The following is a 15407-nucleotide window of genomic DNA, read 5'->3' as shown; positions in this document are numbered from 1 at the left end:
CCGAGGAGCCACCATTGCCGAAAGGCCCCGACCCTACCTCCGGACCGACCTGTTCCGCGCCCGAGGCCACTCTTTTCGGCCATGGTGCGGAAAGAGACCCCGCCGCCGTGCGCGTCCAGTGGCTCGCCGCACTGAAGGGCATCCGCCGGGAGCCCCTGCTCCAGCCGGGCGGGGCGAGTGCGCCGGTGCCGGAGGCCGCGTGCGTGCCGGCCGAACGGACCGCGGCCCTGCGGCACATGGCGGGCGACGACCCGGTCGGCCTGCACCTGCTGCTCCTCGCCGCGACCCGGCTGTGCCTGGGCGCGTTCGGCGCCGCCGAGGACCTGGCCGTCCTGTGTCCCTCCCCCGACGGATCCGGCGCCGAACTCGCCCTGCGCACCCGGCTCGCACCGGACACGCCGATGACCGAGTTCCTCGCCTCGGCCCATGCCGACCTGGTCGCCGCGACGCCGTTCGCCTGGCGCCACCGTGACCCGCTCGCGTCCCGGCTCGAAGCCGCCGGTGCCGCAGAGTCCGGAGCCCTCGCCCAACTGGCCGTGCGCTGGGGGCCGCAGAGCGGGTCCCCCGCGGGGGTCGAGGTGCGCGGGCATCTGACGGAGGACGGCACCCTGCGGGTGGAGGTCGCCGTCGCCCACGAGCAGGTTCCGGCGGCCGTGGCCGCCCTGCCCCGGTGTGTCGCGGCCGCGCTGGCCGACCTCGCCCGCGATCCGCGGCGCCCCGCCCGCCAGCTGGACGTCCTCGGCCCGGCCCAGCGCGCGGAGTTGGAGCACCGGAGCGGACTGCCGCTGCCCGCCGCCTACCCCGCCCGCACCCTCGTCGACCTGGTCGACTCGGCCGCCGCGCACCACCGCGACAAGGCCGCCGTGGCCGAGGACGCCACCCGGCTGACGTACGAGGACCTCGTCACCCGCTCGGCGTTGCTCGCCGCCACGCTGCGCGCCGAGCACGGGATCGGCCGCGGTGACCGGGTCGCCGTGGTGCTGCCGCGCGGCGCCGCGCTCGTCGTGGCCGTGCTGGCCGTGCTGCGCGCGGGCGCCGCCTGGGTACCCGTCGACCCCGCCCATCCCGCACAGCGCGTCAGCCATCTGCTCCGGCTGAGCCGGGCCAAGCTCCTCATCGGTGACCACCGCCCCGCCGGCCCCGCCCTGCCCACACTGCCCGCGGCCCGGGTCCTCGACCCGCAGCCCCCGGCGAGCGACCCGCCGTCCGCGCCGCGCGTCGGGCCCGCGGACGAGGCCATGGTGCTCTTCACCTCGGGCTCCACCGGCCTGCCCCGTCCGGTGAGCCTCCGGCACGACCAGCTGTGCCACAAGGCGGTCAGCTCGGCGCGGCAGCTGGGCATCGACGCCGGCGTGCGGTGCGCCCTGCTCTCGGCGCTCACCTCGGACGCCACGGCGTACCAGATCTTCGTGACACTCGGCGCCGGCGGCACGCTGATCGCCCTCGGGGCACCCGACGAGCTGGACCCCGTCACGTTCTGGGAGCGGATCCGCGCCGAGCGGGTCACCCTCGTCAACTGCGTGCCGGGCCTGCTCTCGGCCATGCTCGACGCGCTCCCGCCGTCGGCCGGCCTGCCCCTCGGCCATCTGATCCTCGGCGGCGACGCCGTACCGCGCGGCCTGATGGCCCGCACCCGGGGCCGGTTGCGCATCGGCAGACTGGTCAACCTCTACGGCCCGTGCGAGGCGACCGTGGAGTGCGTGTCGTACGTCTGTGCCGGCGACCGGGCCGCCGAGCTGATGGCGGTGCCCATCGGCACTCCCTCGCCGGGCTTCGGCGTGCTGCTCGTGACGCCCTGGGGCACGCTCGCACCCGTCGGCGTCCCCGGCGAGATCTACGTCGCCGGGCCGGGCGTGGCGGCCGGCTACCTCGACGCGCCCGAGGCCACGGCCCGCCGGTTCGTGGCCTGCCCGGTCGGCGGCATCGGCCACAGCTTCCGCACCGGCGACCTCGCCCGCTGGAACGCCGACGGCACACTGGACTTCCTCGGCCGGATCGACGGCCAGGTCCAGCTGCACGGCCACCGGGTGGAGCCGGGCGAGGTGGAACAGGCGCTGGTGCGGCTCGCCGGTGTCCGGGAGGCGGTCGTCCTGCCCCGCTCCGGCGGCCGGGACGCCGTGACCCTGGCCGCCTGGTACACGGCCGACACCCTCCTCGAACCCGGCGTCGTACGGGCCCGGTTGGCCGAGCACCTGCCCGCGCACATGGTCCCCGCCCAGCTCACCCGGCTGCCCGAGCTGCCCCGCACGCCGCACGGCAAGACCGACCGCACCGCGCTCGCCGCCATGCCCGCGCCCCGCCCGCAGACCGCGTGGATGCCTGAGGACGACGCGGCACGGACCGTGGCCCGCGCCTGGGAGAGCGTGTTCGGGCACCCGCCCCGAGCCGCCGACGAGGACTTCTTCGCGGCCGGCGGCCACAGCCTCACCGCCGCCCAGCTCGTCAGCGCCCTGTGCGCGGCGGAGCCGGAGTGCGGTGTGGCCGTACGGCAGATCTTCACCGCGCGCACCCCGGCGGCCCTGGCCGAGGCGGTACGGCAGGGCCCGCGCCGCACCCCCGCGTCCCCGCCCGGCGCACCCGCGCCGACCCTCCCCGACGAAGCCGCCGAGACCGAGGCAAGCAACGCGCAGCGGCGCATGTGGCTCCTGGAGGCCCTGGACGAGGGCGAGTTGCGTGCCTACAACATGGTCGAGGCGTACGAACTCGACCGGCCGCTGTCGCCGCAGGCACTGCGCGCCGGGGTACGCGCCCTCGCGGTGCGGCACGAGTCGCTGCGCACCACCTTCGAGATGCCGCGCGACGGCGCGGGGGCGGTACTGCGGCAGGTCGTGCACGACATCACGGACCTGGACCTCGAACCGGTGCTGGAGCGGGTCGCTCCCGACCGGTTCGAGGCCGCCCTCGCCCGGGCACGGGACGAGGAGACGCGGTGGCGCTTCGACCTGGCCCGCGGTCCGCTCCTACGGCTGCGCCAACTGAGCGCCGAGGGGCGGCCGTCCGTTCTGCTGTTCAACATCCACCACTGCGTCAACGACGGCTGGTCGTACTCCGTCCTGCTGCGCGACCTGCTCACCGCGGCCGCCGCGTTCGAGGCGGGCCGGCCGTACGAGCCGCCCGCGCTCGCGGGCCACCGCGCGCACACCCGGGCGCTGGCCGGCCGGCTGGCAGGACAGAGCGGCGCGGCCCACGCGGCGTACTGGCGGCAGGCACTCGCCGGACTGCCGGTGCTCGCGCCGCTGCCCGCGGACCACGCGCCGGGTGCGGTGCGCGGCAGCGCGGGCGGGCAGGCCCGGGTGGCCCTGGGCGAGGAGCGGACGCGGGAGCTGCGCGCCCTGGCCGTGCGGGCCGGCACCACGCCGTTCATGGTGTGCGTGGCGGCGGCGCGCGTGCTGCTGCACCGGCTGACGGGCGTCGCGGACCTGCCGCTCGGCACGGTGGTCGCGGGCCGTTCCCAGCCCCGACTGGCCGAGGAGGCGGGGCTGTTCGCGAACACGGTCGTGCTGCGCACCGTGCTGGATCCGGCGGGCACCTTCACCGACCTGCTCGACCGGGTCCGGCGGACGGCACTCGATGTGCAGGAACACGAGGAGTACCCGTTCGACCGGATCGTGGAGGATCTCGCGGTGCGGCGGGAGCCGGGCCGCAATCCGCTGTTCGACGTGCTCGTCGAGACGGTGATGTCACCGACCGTCGAAGCCGGCACGGGCGACGGCCGGCGCACCGCCCGGCATCTGGACGACCCGCCCGAGGTCAGCGACTTCGACCTCTGTCTCGGCTTCCTGATCGCCGAGCCCGGGTCCGGCCGCCCCACGGAGATCCGCGTCGGCTATCGCAGCGACCGGTACACCGCGCGGGGTGCGGCCCGGATCGGCGAGCGGCTGCGCGAGATCCTCGACGCCGTGCTGCGCGAACCCGACACGCCGCTGCCCGGACTGCCGCTCGCGTCCGACGGCGCCGGAGCGGCCCGCACGACCACCGAACTGCCCCTCTCCGAGGGCGCCGTGCACGCGCTGGCCCGGATCAGTGGCGGCCGGGCGGCGGAGGAGCTGGTGGTGCTGACCTCCGCGGTGGCCCGGGTGGCGGCGAACACGGGCGGCGCCGGGGAGGTCCAGGTACAGCGGTCGGGGGCGCGGGTGCCCTGCCCGGTGGACGCCGGGGCCGCGACGACCCCGGCCGACCTGGTGGTCGCCGTGGACCGGGCGGTCAGGACGGGAGCCACGGCCCGCGTACTGCCCGGGGTGCTCGTGGCGTCGGAGGCGGTCGCACCGCCCGCCGTCGGCGTGCCGCTGAGCGTGACCCTGCTCGCCCCGGCCGCGGCCGGCCGGCGCGTACTGCGGCTCGACGCGGGCCCGGGGGCCGCCGGACAGCGCACGGCCGAGGCCCTGCGGCACGAGCTCGACGCGGTGCTCAGCTCGTTCGCCCGGCCCCGGGAGCCGTTCCCGCACCGACAACCGCCGTGCGAGGTGTCCGCCGCGCACGGCGCCGACCCCAGGAGGAATGCGTGAGTCCGGACGCGTCCATCACCCATCTCGTCGGAGCGTCGGCGGTCATCCTGCTGGCCGCCAACCTCGGCGGCTGGGTGTCCAGGAAACTCGGACAGCCCAGCATCGTCGGCCAATTGATAGCCGGCGTCGCCCTCGGCCCGAGCCTGCTGAACCAGCTGCCCGCCGTCGTCGGCGACACCCTGTTCCCGAAGGCCATCGCACCGATGCTGACCGGGCTGAGCCAGGTGTCCCTGGTCCTCTTCCTCTTCGTCGTCGGCTACGAACTCAACCTCGACCTGCTGCGCGGCAGGTCCCGTACGGCGCTCGGCATCGCGGCGGCCGGCTTCGCCGTGCCGATGCTGCTCGGCGCGGGCGCCGCCCTGCTCTTCCACGGCACGCTGGAACAGCTCGGCGCGCCCCGCGGCATGCCGGTGAGTTCCGTGCTCTTCCTGGCCGTCGCGGTGTCGATCACGGCCGTTCCCGTGCTGATCGTCGTGGTGCGCGAGAACGGGCTGGCCGGCACCGTGCCCGGGGTCCTCGCGGTCTCGGCAGCCGGGCTCATCGACGTCGTGGGATGGGCCGTCCTGCTCGGCACCATCATGGAGCGCGGCGACGGCTCCGGCATGTCGCTGCCGGCACGGCTCGTCCTGCTCCTCGTCTTCGTCGCCGTGATGGTGTGGCCGGTCCGCCTGCTGCTGCGGCGCGTGCTGCGCTCCCCGCACGTCTCCGCGCAGGCCCGGCTGGCGCTGCTGATCGGGTTCGCCTTCGCCGCCGCCTGGGGCACCAGTGTGCTCGGCCTGCATGTGATCTTCGGCGCGCTGCTCGCCGGTGTGGTCACCCCGCGCGAGCCGGATGGCACGCTGGACCCGGAGCTGGTGCACTCCCTGGACGGCGTCGGTTCGCTGCTGCTGCCGTTCTTCTTCGTGGTGTCGGGGCAGAGCGTCTCCGTCGGCGCGCTGGGCGGCACCGCGGTGGCCGTCCTGGTGGGCGTGACGGTGCTCGCGGTCGTCGCCAAGGTGGGCTCCGGCGCGCTCGCGGCACGCGCCTGCCGGCTGGACCGGCGGACCTCGCTGACCATCGGGGTGCTGCTCAGCACGCGCGGGCTGACCGAGCTGATCGCCCTCAACGCCGGTTTCCAGGCGGGGCTGTTGAGCGGGCGGCTCTACACCGTGTTCGTGCTGATGGCCATCGCCACCACGCTTCTCACACAGCCCCTGCTGGTGCTCTGCCGCCGGATGCGGACGCCGGACGACGACGCGCTCGCCGCGGCGGATCCGGTGTCCGCGGGGACCGCGCGCGGTCACTGACCCGCTCGGCACGGACGGCGGGTTCGCCCCCATGAGGGCGAACCCGCCGCGTGCGGACGTGGCCGGCTACGACTCGGCGGGCGTGGCGGCCCGGTACAGCCGGCGCATCTCCGCCTCCAGTTGCGCGAGCTGTTCCGGGCGCGGCCTGGTCCGCGGGGTGAACAGGCCGTCCTTCTCCCAGCGTTCCGGTTCCAGGCTGACCGCCGACACGTTCAGCCAGCCGCGGGCGCGGACGGACGCGACGTGTTCGGGCAGGGCGTCCTCCAGCGCCAGGTAGAAGACGACGTGGGCCAGTTCCTCGATGCGGTCGATGCCGTCGCGGACGCTGGTGAGCACCTGGCCGAACGGCGGGACCTCGGCGTCGGTGGCGGGCAGGTTCTGCTCGAAGAGGCGGGCGAGGGTCGGCAGGTCGTCGTAGTAGTCGATGTAGTCGAACTCGAAGACGCCCCGGTAGCGGCGCGCCCAGGCCTTGAACAGGTTGAGCATCGCGCCCTGGGTCGCCACCACGTGTCCGCCCAGCGCGCTGAGCGTCGTGCTGGCGGACTCGTCCAGGAACGTCCTGCCGTAGAACTGCGGGTCGGAGAACGCCCAGCCCACGTAGTAGTCCCAGACCGTCTTCAGGGAGGTGACCACGGGGTTGTTGAGGAAGGGGTAGGCGCCCTGGATGTTCTGGGTGAGCCCCTCCGACAGGGACAGGAACCAGCGGTTGGCGTAGCGCACGTAGTCCGGTTCGAGGGTGCCCGCGCGGTCCCTGCCGATCATCTCGGTCACGAAGCTGTTGGCGTAGCCGATGAGGTTCGAGCCGACCGAGTAGTAGGGGTCGGCGAAGACGGCGGCGTCGCCGACGCACGCCCAGCGTTCGTGGGAGAACAACTGGTGCGTGGAGTGGCTGTAGTTCTTCAGGACGCGGAAGTCGAGCACCGGCAGTTTGCGGATGGCCGGGTCGAAGCCGGGGACACGCTCGACCACGAAGTCGACGGCCTTCTCGATGCGGTTGAACTTCGTCACCGGATGGAGTGCGTCGGAGACGACGATGCCGACGCTGGTGTGGTGGGGGGCCAGCGGGATGGCCCAGACCCAGCCGCCCTCGATCATGAAGTGGTTGGTGGACTGCCAGCGCGGCCCCTGCACCCGCTCGTGCCAGGCCGTGTGCTCGGCCGCCACCAACTCGTCGGTGTCGAGACGGCCTTCGAGCCGGAACCACACCGAGTTGTGCGGCTGGGCGAACCGTTTGGTCAGTCCGAGCTTGCGCTGGAGCAGACGGTGGCGCCCGGTCGCGTCGACGACCCAGCGGCAGGTGACGGTGGTCGTGCCCTCGCCTTCGCCGTCGGGCTGGTACGTCACCCGGTGCGGGGCGTCCCCCTCGCCGAGGTCGATGTCCAGGACCCGTACGCCCTGTACGAGCCGGGCGCCGGTGCCGGCCACGACCAGGCGGAGGTGTTCCTCCAGGGAACCGCGGTTGAGCTGGTAGCTCTTGGCGGGCAGGTACCGGTTGACGCCGTACTCGGACTCCCGGTGGAAGTCGGGGCGGTCGCCGAAGAAGTAGCGCAGGCCGAGCTTTTCGAGCTGGTGCTCCTCCAGGTAGTCCCGCAGTCCGACGACCGCGGCGAGGTAGTACGCGCCCACCTCGATCGTCGACTCGCCCACTTTGAACGCGGACAGCGGGATGGGAGAGCGATCGCGCTCGCACACGAGCACGCTGAGCTCGGGGTGGGCGTCCTTGAGCTGTTTGGCGAGACAGAGCCCGGCGAGGCCGCCGCCCGCGATGACCACGTCGTGGTCGACGTCGGGGAAATCAGGGAAAGCGGAAGGAGTACCGGCCTGTTCGCTCACGCTGCGTCCACCTCGCTGCTTCGTCGGTTCTCGATCATGAGGGCCAGGCTGCGGACGGTCCGGCCCGTATAGGGATCCGCGTTGTCGAGCTGGACGCCGAGTCGTTCCTCCACGTCGGCGACGAGGTCCATCACGCTGAGGGAGTCGCCGCCGAGGTCGAAGAAGTCGTCGTCGAGGCCGACGCCCAGGGGCGCGAAGATCTTCCGCCAGATCGTGAGGAGTTCGGCTTCGACGGGGGTCGCCGGCTCGGGCGGCGCACCGGTGCGGTCGGAGGCGTCGGCGTACAGCGCGGCCAGGGCGGCCTCGTCGACCTTGCCGTTGCCGGTGACGGGCACGGCGTCGACGGGGATGATCGCCGAGGGGACCATGTAGTCCGGCAGGTTCTCCCGCGCCGCGGCGCGCAGCCGGTCCACGTCCTGTGCGGTGGGGCCGACGACGAAGGCGATGAGCCGGGGTGTCGCCGCGTCGGTGTCGCGGCGCAGGAGGTGGACGTGGTCGACGGTGTCGTCCGCGGTCAGCACCTCGGCCACCTGGCTCAGTTCCACGCGTCGGCCGCGGATCTTCACCTGCTGGTCGCGGCGCTCGACGAACTGGAGGTCGCCGTCCTCGCAGAGCCGGACGATGTCTCCGGTGCGGTAGACGCGTTGGCCGCGGAAGCGGGGCGAGGAGGGGACGAAGAACTTCTCGGCGGTCAGTTCGGGATCCGACAGGTAGCCGCGGGCCAGTCCGGCTCCGGCGAGGAAGAGCTCACCCGTGCCGCCCGGGCCCAGGGGCTCGCCGTCCTCGCCCACCACGAAGGCCTCGGTGCGGTCGATCGGCTTTCCGATGAGCACCTGCCGGTCCGTCGGCGCGAGGGGATGAACCGTGGAGCACACGGAATTCTCGGACGGCCCGTATTCATTGAGGAGTTTCACGTCCGGGAGCCGCGAAAAGTGTTCCCGGACCAGACTGGAGGTAAACCATTCTCCGGCGATCGTGATGCTCCGCAGCGCCTTGGTCTGCTGCGGGCTCATGCCCCGGAGCAGCCGGTGGTACAGGGCGGGCGTGATGAGGAAATGGGAGACTTCGCGCTGTTCCATCAATCCGACGAGATAACGCCGGTCGGTAATGCGGTCCCGTAGGGGCAGGAGCAGTCGCGTACCCGAGGTCAGGGCACAGAAGGTGTCGGCCACGGCGCTGTCGAACGAGGGACGCGGCATGGCCAGTGTCGTGTCGTCCGGGCCGAATCCGTAATAGGAGTTGCGCCAGATCAGGGTGTGGATGATCGAGTGGTGCTCGACGGCGATCGCCTTGGGTTTGCCGGTCGTGCCGGAGGTGTGGATCACGTAGGCCAGGTCCGTGGCGGCCGCCGCCGGGGCGGGGTCGGTGTCCGGCGTGGCGAGGGTCGCGGTCATGACGTCCGTGACGAACAGCTCACCGCGGAAGTGGGCCGCGCCCGCCACCGACGAGGACTCGACCAGTACCGCCCGGGGTGCGACGCTCTCGATGATCCGCTGGGTCAGGCCCGGCGGATTGTCCGGATCCAGCGCCAGATAGGCACCGCCGGCCTTGAGGACGGCGAGCATGGCGACGATCACGCTCGGCGGATGGCGCACCAGGATCGCCACGGGATCGTCCGGCCGGACTCCGGCGGTGTCGCGCAGATAATGCGCCATTTTGTTGGCCCGGCGATTGAGATCGCCGTAGGCGATGCATTCCCCGTCGTACTCCAGGGCAATGTTTTCGGGCGCCTTCCGGACGCGCTTCTCGAAAAACTGGTGAAGGGTTCGCGGTGTGTCGGATATCATTGAAGCACGCCCCCTTGCGCGTATTCCATGCATTCTCGACTACGGCACTTTATCGGTGGCCATTCGGACGATCAAGAGCGCGTCTCCGCATTCCGCGGCCACGGCAGCGGATGTCCCGGTGCATGGCCGATTTCAGCCTGACTGGGATTCGAGGGCGCGCACGAGCGAGCCGACCGTGGCGGTCGCCGAGTTCTGTGGAAAGAAATGCCCGCCGGGTATCGCGGCGAGCCGGAACGGTCCGGCGCACAGGTCGCGCCAGGTGGCCGCCACTTCGGCCGTCACATCGGAATCCTCGTCCCCGTACAGCACGGTCACCGGCGTGGTCAGGGCCGGCCGGTTCGCCGGCGGGCGGAAGGCGGCGTGCGCGGTGAGATCGGCGCGCAGCAACGGAAAGAATCTCTCGCGGAATCCGGGGCGCGAGAGCCCCGCCGTGTTCGCTCCGAGGCGCTTCCACAGGAGTTCGATGTCGTGGTCGTTCCGGACGGCCCGGGGTGTCGCCGGTCCCGGCGCTCCGGCGGCGAGCAGGACGAGATGCGCCGGCGGGCGCCCCGCCGAGGTCAGCCGATGCGTCAACTCGTAGGCCAGACAGGCGCCGAAGCTGTGTCCGAGCAGGATCAGTGGTGGGCCGGGCAGTGTCCGGACGTCCGGCAGGGCGTCCTCGACGAGTTCGGCGACCGAGCCCAGGGGCGTCTCCCTGCCCCGCTCCTCGCGCCCGGGGGCCACGTAGGCGTACAGATCCAGCCAGTCGGGCAGCCTGCGCCGCCAGGAGACGAACGTCGTCGCGCCGCCGCCGGCGTGCGGGAAGCAGACCAGCGCGGCCCGCGGGGATCCGGGCGTCTCGGCGGCGGGCGGGGCGAAGCGGTGCAGAGACACGCCGGCGCTACCGGGGTCGAGATGCGTCGGGCATGGTGGATTGTGCTGGCACAGTGCTCCCTTGACCGGTCGAAGAGGCTGGCGTGATCGGCTGAGGCGCGTCCGGTTTCCGCATCGGGCCGGATGCGGTGGCTCACGGGAGGTCGGGAGGTACGGCGTCCGGTCTGTTCCCCGGAAAACCTGCGCGGTGCAGTGCAGTTGGTCGTGCCGCCGGTGTGTGGGCGTGCGTCTGAAGGTGGACCCCCGCTTCGCGACTTCCATGTGTACCACAGGTGACAGATCATGGACCTGACTATTTTGCGCCACGGGTGACGGCCGTCGGAGACAGCCGTCCGGACACGACAGCGGGCCCCGCCGGTGGTGAACCGACGGGGCCCGCTGCACCGGAGCTCCGGGAGGCGTACGGCCGTTGAGCGTGGTCAGTCCGTGCCGGACTCCATCGCGGCGCGGTCGAGCAGCACGTCCTCCTCCGGGGCCTCGCCGCGCGAGGCGATCGCCTCGGCGCCGCCGTGGGCCATAGCGCCGATCAGGCCGGTCGACGCCGCCTGCGCCGCGCCGATCAGCGCCGGATGCTCGGTGCCGACCATGCCGAGGCCCGCGTACTGCTCCAGGCGCGCGCGGGAGTCGGCGATGTCGAGGTTGCGCATGGTGAGCTGGCCGATCCGGTCCGAGGGACCGAACGCGGAGTCCTCGGTGCGCTCCATGGACAGCTTGTCCGGGTGGTAGCTGAACGCCGGGCCCGTGGTGTCCAGGATCGAGTAGTCCTCACCGCGCCGCAGCCTCAGCGTCACCTCGCCGGTGACCGCCGCGCCGACCCAGCGCTGGAGCGCCTCACGGATCATCAGCGCCTGCGGGTCCAGCCAGCGGCCCTCGTACATGAGGCGGCCCAGCTTGCGGCCCTCGGCGTGGTACTGGGCGATGGTGTCCTCGTTGTGGATCGCGTTGACGAGGCGCTCGTAGGCGGCGTGCAGCAGCGCCATGCCGGGGGCCTCGTAGATGCCGCGGCTCTTGGCCTCGATGATCCGGTTCTCGATCTGGTCCGACATGCCGAGGCCGTGCCGGCCGCCGATGGCGTTGGCCTCCATGACGAGCTCGACCGGCGAGGCGAACTCCTTGCCGTTGATCGTCACGGGCCGGCCCTGGTCGAAGCCGATCGTCACGTCCTCGGCGGGGATCTCGATCGTGGGGTCCCAGAACCGCACACCCATGATCGGGTCGACGGTCTCGACGCCGGTGTCCAGGTGCTCCAGGGTCTTCGCCTCGTGCGTGGCGCCCCAGATGTTGGCGTCGGTCGAGTACGCCTTCTCCGTGCTGTCGCGGTACGGCAGCCCGTGCGCGAGCAGCCACTCCGACATCTCCTTGCGGCCGCCCAGCTCGGTCACGAAGTCCGCGTCCAGCCAGGGCTTGTAGATCCGCAGGTGCGGGTTGGCGAGCAGGCCGTAACGGTAGAACCGCTCGATGTCGTTGCCCTTGAAGGTGGAGCCGTCGCCCCAGATCTGGACGTCGTCCTCCAGCATCGCGCGCACCAGCAGGGTGCCGGTGACGGCGCGGCCGAGGGGCGTGGTGTTGAAGTACGCGCGCCCGCCGGAGCGGATGTGGAACGCGCCGCACGCGAGCGCGGCCAGCCCCTCCTCGACCAGGGCCGCGCGGCAGTCGACCAGGCGCGCGATCTCGGCACCGTAGGTCGTCGCACGGCCCGGCACCGAGGCGATGTCGGGCTCGTCGTACTGGCCGATGTCGGCGGTGTAGGTGCACGGGACGGCACCCTTGTCGCGCATCCACGCGACGGCGACCGACGTGTCGAGGCCGCCGGAGAAGGCGATGCCGACGCGCTCGCCGACCGGAAGGGAGGTGAGGACCTTGGACATAGGAAGAGTATGCACTATTACGCATGGCCATGCATAGCCCGCAGCGCGGACGAGTGTCGCGAACCTCTCGGGCATGTCACGTCCGGCGATCGGGGCGGGCGTCGGAAAGCCGTACGCGAAGGCCTGCCCGAACCACGCCGAACACGCCCCCGGCTCCCTCAGCCCTCCGCCGCGAGCGCCGCACGCAAAGCGGCGGCACGCTCACGACGCACCTCCCGGGACGCCGCACGCAGCCCGGGCTCAGGCACCCGGTACCCGTCGTCCTCGAAGCGCGGGACGACGGAGATGTGCAGGTGGTGCAGCACCTGGCCGGGCGCGTGGTTGTTCTGCACGAGCGTGCTGCCCACGGCGCCGTACGCCCCACGCACCGCACGCGTCACCCGCGCGACGACCCCGAAGACCTCGGACAGCAGTTCGGGCGATGCCTCGTGCAGGCCGGTCACATGGGCGACGGGCAGCACGAGTGTGTGGCCCGGGTTGTTGCGGCGCTCCATGAGGGCGGGGACGACGAAGACGTTCGGTGTGCGGTGGGCGATCAGATCCGTGTCGGTCTCGCCGCGCCCGATCGGGCAGAAGGGACAGCCACCGCCCGTCCCCCTCCTCACGCTCGCCGCAGGCCGGGCGTCGGTCATACGGGCTCGGTCGCCGGGATGTCGGCGATCTGCGCCGTAGCGGCCGCCGGCACCGCGGCCATGAGCCGGGCCACGTCGATCTCGACGCTGCTGTCCGGCCGGCCGCTGCCGCAGTGCACCCGGCCCAGGCCGCCGACCGTCTCGTCGAACACCACCAGCGCGCCGCGGTCCCCGGAGACCGGGCACACCCCGCCGGGCCGCATGCCGGCCCTGGCCAGCCGGTCGGCCCCGGCCGGCGCGAGGTCGGTGCGGCGGATCCCGGCGGCGCGGGCCAGGGCGCCGTACCGCAGCCGGGCGTGGCCCGGCAGGGCCGCCAGCACCAGCCGGTCGTCGGGCGTGACGAACGCCAGGGTCTTCACGGTCCGGTCCAGCGGGACGCCGAGCGCCGCGCAGACCTCCACGGCGTCGACCACGTCCGGGTGCTCATGCAGCCGGAACGGCACCCCGAGCGCAGTGAGTACGTCGAGCGGGCCGGACGATGCGGGTTCGTTCATCGCACGGAGACTACCGTGCCGGGCAAGGCAGTTGCCTCTGCCGACGGCTGCTCTGCGCGCGCTCCCATCTGCCCCGGCCGGCCGGGGCCGGGGCTGTCCTCCCGGCCGAAGATCGCGCACAGCGCCTGCTGTCAGGAGGCGCGGTCCGGACGGCGTGGGCCGTTCGCCCCCCTGACCTGCTCCGCCCTCGCCGCCGTGACCGGGTGAGCGCGCCCGGCCGACGGCCGGCGGTCAGCCGCCGGTCAGCAACTGTCGTACGACGAATCCGGCCGAGTCCACCCCCGAACTGCCTCCTTCGACGAGCGCCGCGACCGAGATGCGGGAGTCGTAGGCGGTCAGCCAGCCGTTGGTGTGGTCGCCCTCCTCCGCGGTGCCGGTCTTGGCGCCGACACCCGTGAGTCCGCCCAGACGCGGAGCCGCCGTACCGGTCGTGGCGACGCTGCGCATCATCGACCGGAGGTAGCCCGCCGTGCCGGCCGAGATGGGCCGGGGTGCGCTCTCCTGGTGCTGTCCGGGGAGGATGACCGGCTGCTCGAAGCCGGCGTTGCGGACGGTCGCCGCCACGGACGCCATGAACAGCGGGGTGGCCGTGACCCTGCCCTGGCCGATGAACTGGGCCGCCTGGTCGCCGCCCTGCGCGTCCGGCGGGATGCTCGGGTCGGTGGTGGCGACCCCACCGCCGATCGACCAGCTGCCCATGCCGAAGGCGTCCACGGCCTCGTCGTGCAGCGCGGACGCGTCGCCGTCGTGCACCAGATAGTGGAAGCCGTCCTTGATGAAAGAGGTGTTGCACGACACCGTGAACGCCTGGGCGAGCGTGGCACCGGGAACGGCCGGGACGCCGGGGTCGTTGTGGAACAGCTGGCTGTTGGCCATCAGCGAGTCCGTGCACGGGGCCGGGCTGCTCGGCGTGAGGCCCGCCCGGTCGAAGAGGGCCGCCGCGGTGATGATCTTCATGGTGGAGCCGGGCGACTTGATGCCGTTGATGGCGATGTCGCCGTCGTCGCCGCTGTGCGCGACGGCGAGGATGTGGCCGGTGCGCCAGTCGAGCGCCACGGTGCCGGCCGGCTTGCCCTGGAGGCGGGCGTCCTGCACCGCGCTCTCGGCCACCGCCTGGAGCCCTGCGTCGATGGTCGTCCTGATCACCGGAGTCCGCCCCTTCGTGAAGACCTGGACCGTCTCCACGGCTCCGCCGTCACCGTCGACCACGGCCACCCCCGTCCCGGCGCTGCCACCGGTGGGCTCGGCGTTCCTGCCGATGGTCGCCGCGATGTCCCGCAGGGACGGGAAGGCGGACAGATCCGTCGTGCCGTCGCTCGCGACCACCTTCGCCGCGTCCGGGTCGGCCGGCAGCCTGCCCGCGATCAGCGACTGGCCGTCGCCCATGCCCGGGTACAGCACCGAGTTGTTCCAGTGCACCGCCGGCACACCGCTCGCGCTCTTCAGCACCGCGACGGCGCTGGAGTAGTTCCAGGTGCCGCCCGCCACCTGGGCGGCGACGTCGAAGGTGACCTTCGTGGCACCCGCCGTCACCGCCGACGGCCCCACGGCCACGACGTGGTCGAACGACACCTTCTTCAGATGCAGGCCGTCGGCGTAGTCGCGCAGGGCTCGCGAGGCGGCGTCCGGTACGTCGGTGTCGCTCGCCGCGCCGTCGACGTGCTGCTTGGACCAGCTGTCCAGGAACGCCCGCGTCAGCCTCACCGCCTCGGCGCCCGACGGCGGCTTGCCCGACAGCTCCGACGCGGCGAACGTGTCCCCCGCCGTGGGCCGGGCATCGCCCGCGGAGCCGGATGTCAGGCCGTTGAGCAGGTTGTAGGTGCCGAGTCCCCCGAGAGCGAGCAGCGCGGTGCACGTACCGGCGAGGCCGAACTTCACAGCTCTGTTCATGTACCGGATCGTATGTACCTTCCACGGAGTTCCGTACCGGTCCTCCATAGATCGTTATGGGACCGTCAAGCTGCGGCGTCCCCAAATGCCCTGGTCCACAGGGGAGTTCAGCGGAGATGCCGGGGCGCGACCGACACACGGACCGCACTTCCGCACAACCCGACGTAGACATCGGAGGTATCTCGGAGTAATCCCCGCTGGAGTTATTGACAGGTGCACGCGACATCCCTACGTTCCGC

General features: G+C 72.5%; 9 protein-coding genes. 2 read left to right on the top strand and 7 right to left on the bottom strand.

All coding sequences use genetic code 11. The features are described from left to right. Positions 1 to 107: 107 nt before the first annotated feature. Both AC4OXY_RS43990 and AC4OXY_RS43985 read left to right on the top strand, forming a co-directional pair. Positions 108 to 4505 carry an amino acid adenylation domain-containing protein gene (locus tag AC4OXY_RS43990; protein WP_491992527.1) on the top strand — a complete coding sequence of 1466 codons (4398 nt, stop codon included), beginning with the start codon at positions 108 to 110 and terminating at the stop codon, positions 4503 to 4505. Next, entirely contained in the window at positions 4502 to 5791 is a 1290-nt protein-coding gene (locus tag AC4OXY_RS43985) for a cation:proton antiporter (RefSeq protein WP_491992526.1), read from the top strand. Before AC4OXY_RS43990 ends, AC4OXY_RS43985 begins: the two co-directional genes overlap by 4 nt. 66 nt (positions 5792 to 5857) lie before the next feature. On the opposite strand, the gene AC4OXY_RS43980 is transcribed toward AC4OXY_RS43985, so the two are convergent. The 7 genes from AC4OXY_RS43980 to AC4OXY_RS43950 all read right to left on the bottom strand — a co-directional run bounded on the left by AC4OXY_RS43980 (position 5858) and on the right by AC4OXY_RS43950 (position 15168). Continuing rightward, complete coding sequence (locus AC4OXY_RS43980; RefSeq protein ID WP_491992525.1) at positions 5858 to 7624, bottom strand: NAD(P)/FAD-dependent oxidoreductase; 1767 nt, start codon at positions 7622 to 7624, stop codon at positions 5858 to 5860. Then, positions 7621 to 9411 (bottom strand): non-ribosomal peptide synthetase, encoded by a 1791-nt coding sequence (locus AC4OXY_RS43975; RefSeq protein ID WP_491992524.1) that lies wholly within the window; start codon positions 9409 to 9411, stop codon positions 7621 to 7623. The genes AC4OXY_RS43980 and AC4OXY_RS43975 overlap by 4 nt, the downstream gene beginning before the upstream one ends. A gap of 132 nt (positions 9412 to 9543) precedes the next feature. After that, positions 9544 to 10284 (bottom strand): thioesterase II family protein, encoded by a 741-nt coding sequence (locus tag AC4OXY_RS43970; RefSeq protein ID WP_491992523.1) that lies wholly within the window; start codon positions 10282 to 10284, stop codon positions 9544 to 9546. A 419-nt stretch (positions 10285 to 10703) separates the two neighbouring features. Next, positions 10704 to 12152 (bottom strand): argininosuccinate synthase, encoded by a 1449-nt coding sequence (gene argG, locus AC4OXY_RS43965; RefSeq protein WP_491992522.1) that lies wholly within the window; start codon positions 12150 to 12152, stop codon positions 10704 to 10706. A gap of 158 nt (positions 12153 to 12310) precedes the next feature. Next, positions 12311 to 12784, bottom strand: a complete 474-nt coding sequence (locus AC4OXY_RS43960) for an HIT family protein (protein WP_376291769.1) — start codon at positions 12782 to 12784, stop codon at positions 12311 to 12313. Further along, entirely contained in the window at positions 12781 to 13278 is a 498-nt protein-coding gene (locus AC4OXY_RS43955) for an aminoacyl-tRNA deacylase (protein ID WP_356033383.1), read from the bottom strand. Before AC4OXY_RS43955 ends, AC4OXY_RS43960 begins: the two co-directional genes overlap by 4 nt. Positions 13279 to 13509: 231 nt before the next feature. After that, positions 13510 to 15168 (bottom strand): penicillin-binding transpeptidase domain-containing protein, encoded by a 1659-nt coding sequence (locus AC4OXY_RS43950; protein WP_491992521.1) that lies wholly within the window; start codon positions 15166 to 15168, stop codon positions 13510 to 13512. Positions 15169 to 15407 lie beyond the last annotated feature (239 nt).

This window comes from Streptomyces sp. HUAS MG56, assembly GCF_058673395.1.
The sequence above is the reverse complement of the archived record's forward strand: the minus strand, read 5'-3'. Positions and strand labels throughout refer to the sequence as shown.

What these genes read in the sequence shown, in the direction of transcription:
- AC4OXY_RS43950 (WP_491992521.1), bottom strand. Translation starts at nt 15,168, where the DNA reads ATGAACAGAGCTGTGAAGTTCGGCCTCGCCGGTACGTGCACCGCGCTG.
- argG (WP_491992522.1), bottom strand. Translation starts at nt 12,152, where the DNA reads ATGTCCAAGGTCCTCACCTCCCTTCCGGTCGGCGAGCGCGTCGGCATC.
- AC4OXY_RS43960 (WP_376291769.1), bottom strand. Translation starts at nt 12,784, where the DNA reads ATGACCGACGCCCGGCCTGCGGCGAGCGTGAGGAGGGGGACGGGCGGT.
- AC4OXY_RS43975 (WP_491992524.1), bottom strand. Translation starts at nt 9,411, where the DNA reads ATGATATCCGACACACCGCGAACCCTTCACCAGTTTTTCGAGAAGCGC.
- AC4OXY_RS43955 (WP_356033383.1), bottom strand. Translation starts at nt 13,278, where the DNA reads ATGAACGAACCCGCATCGTCCGGCCCGCTCGACGTACTCACTGCGCTC.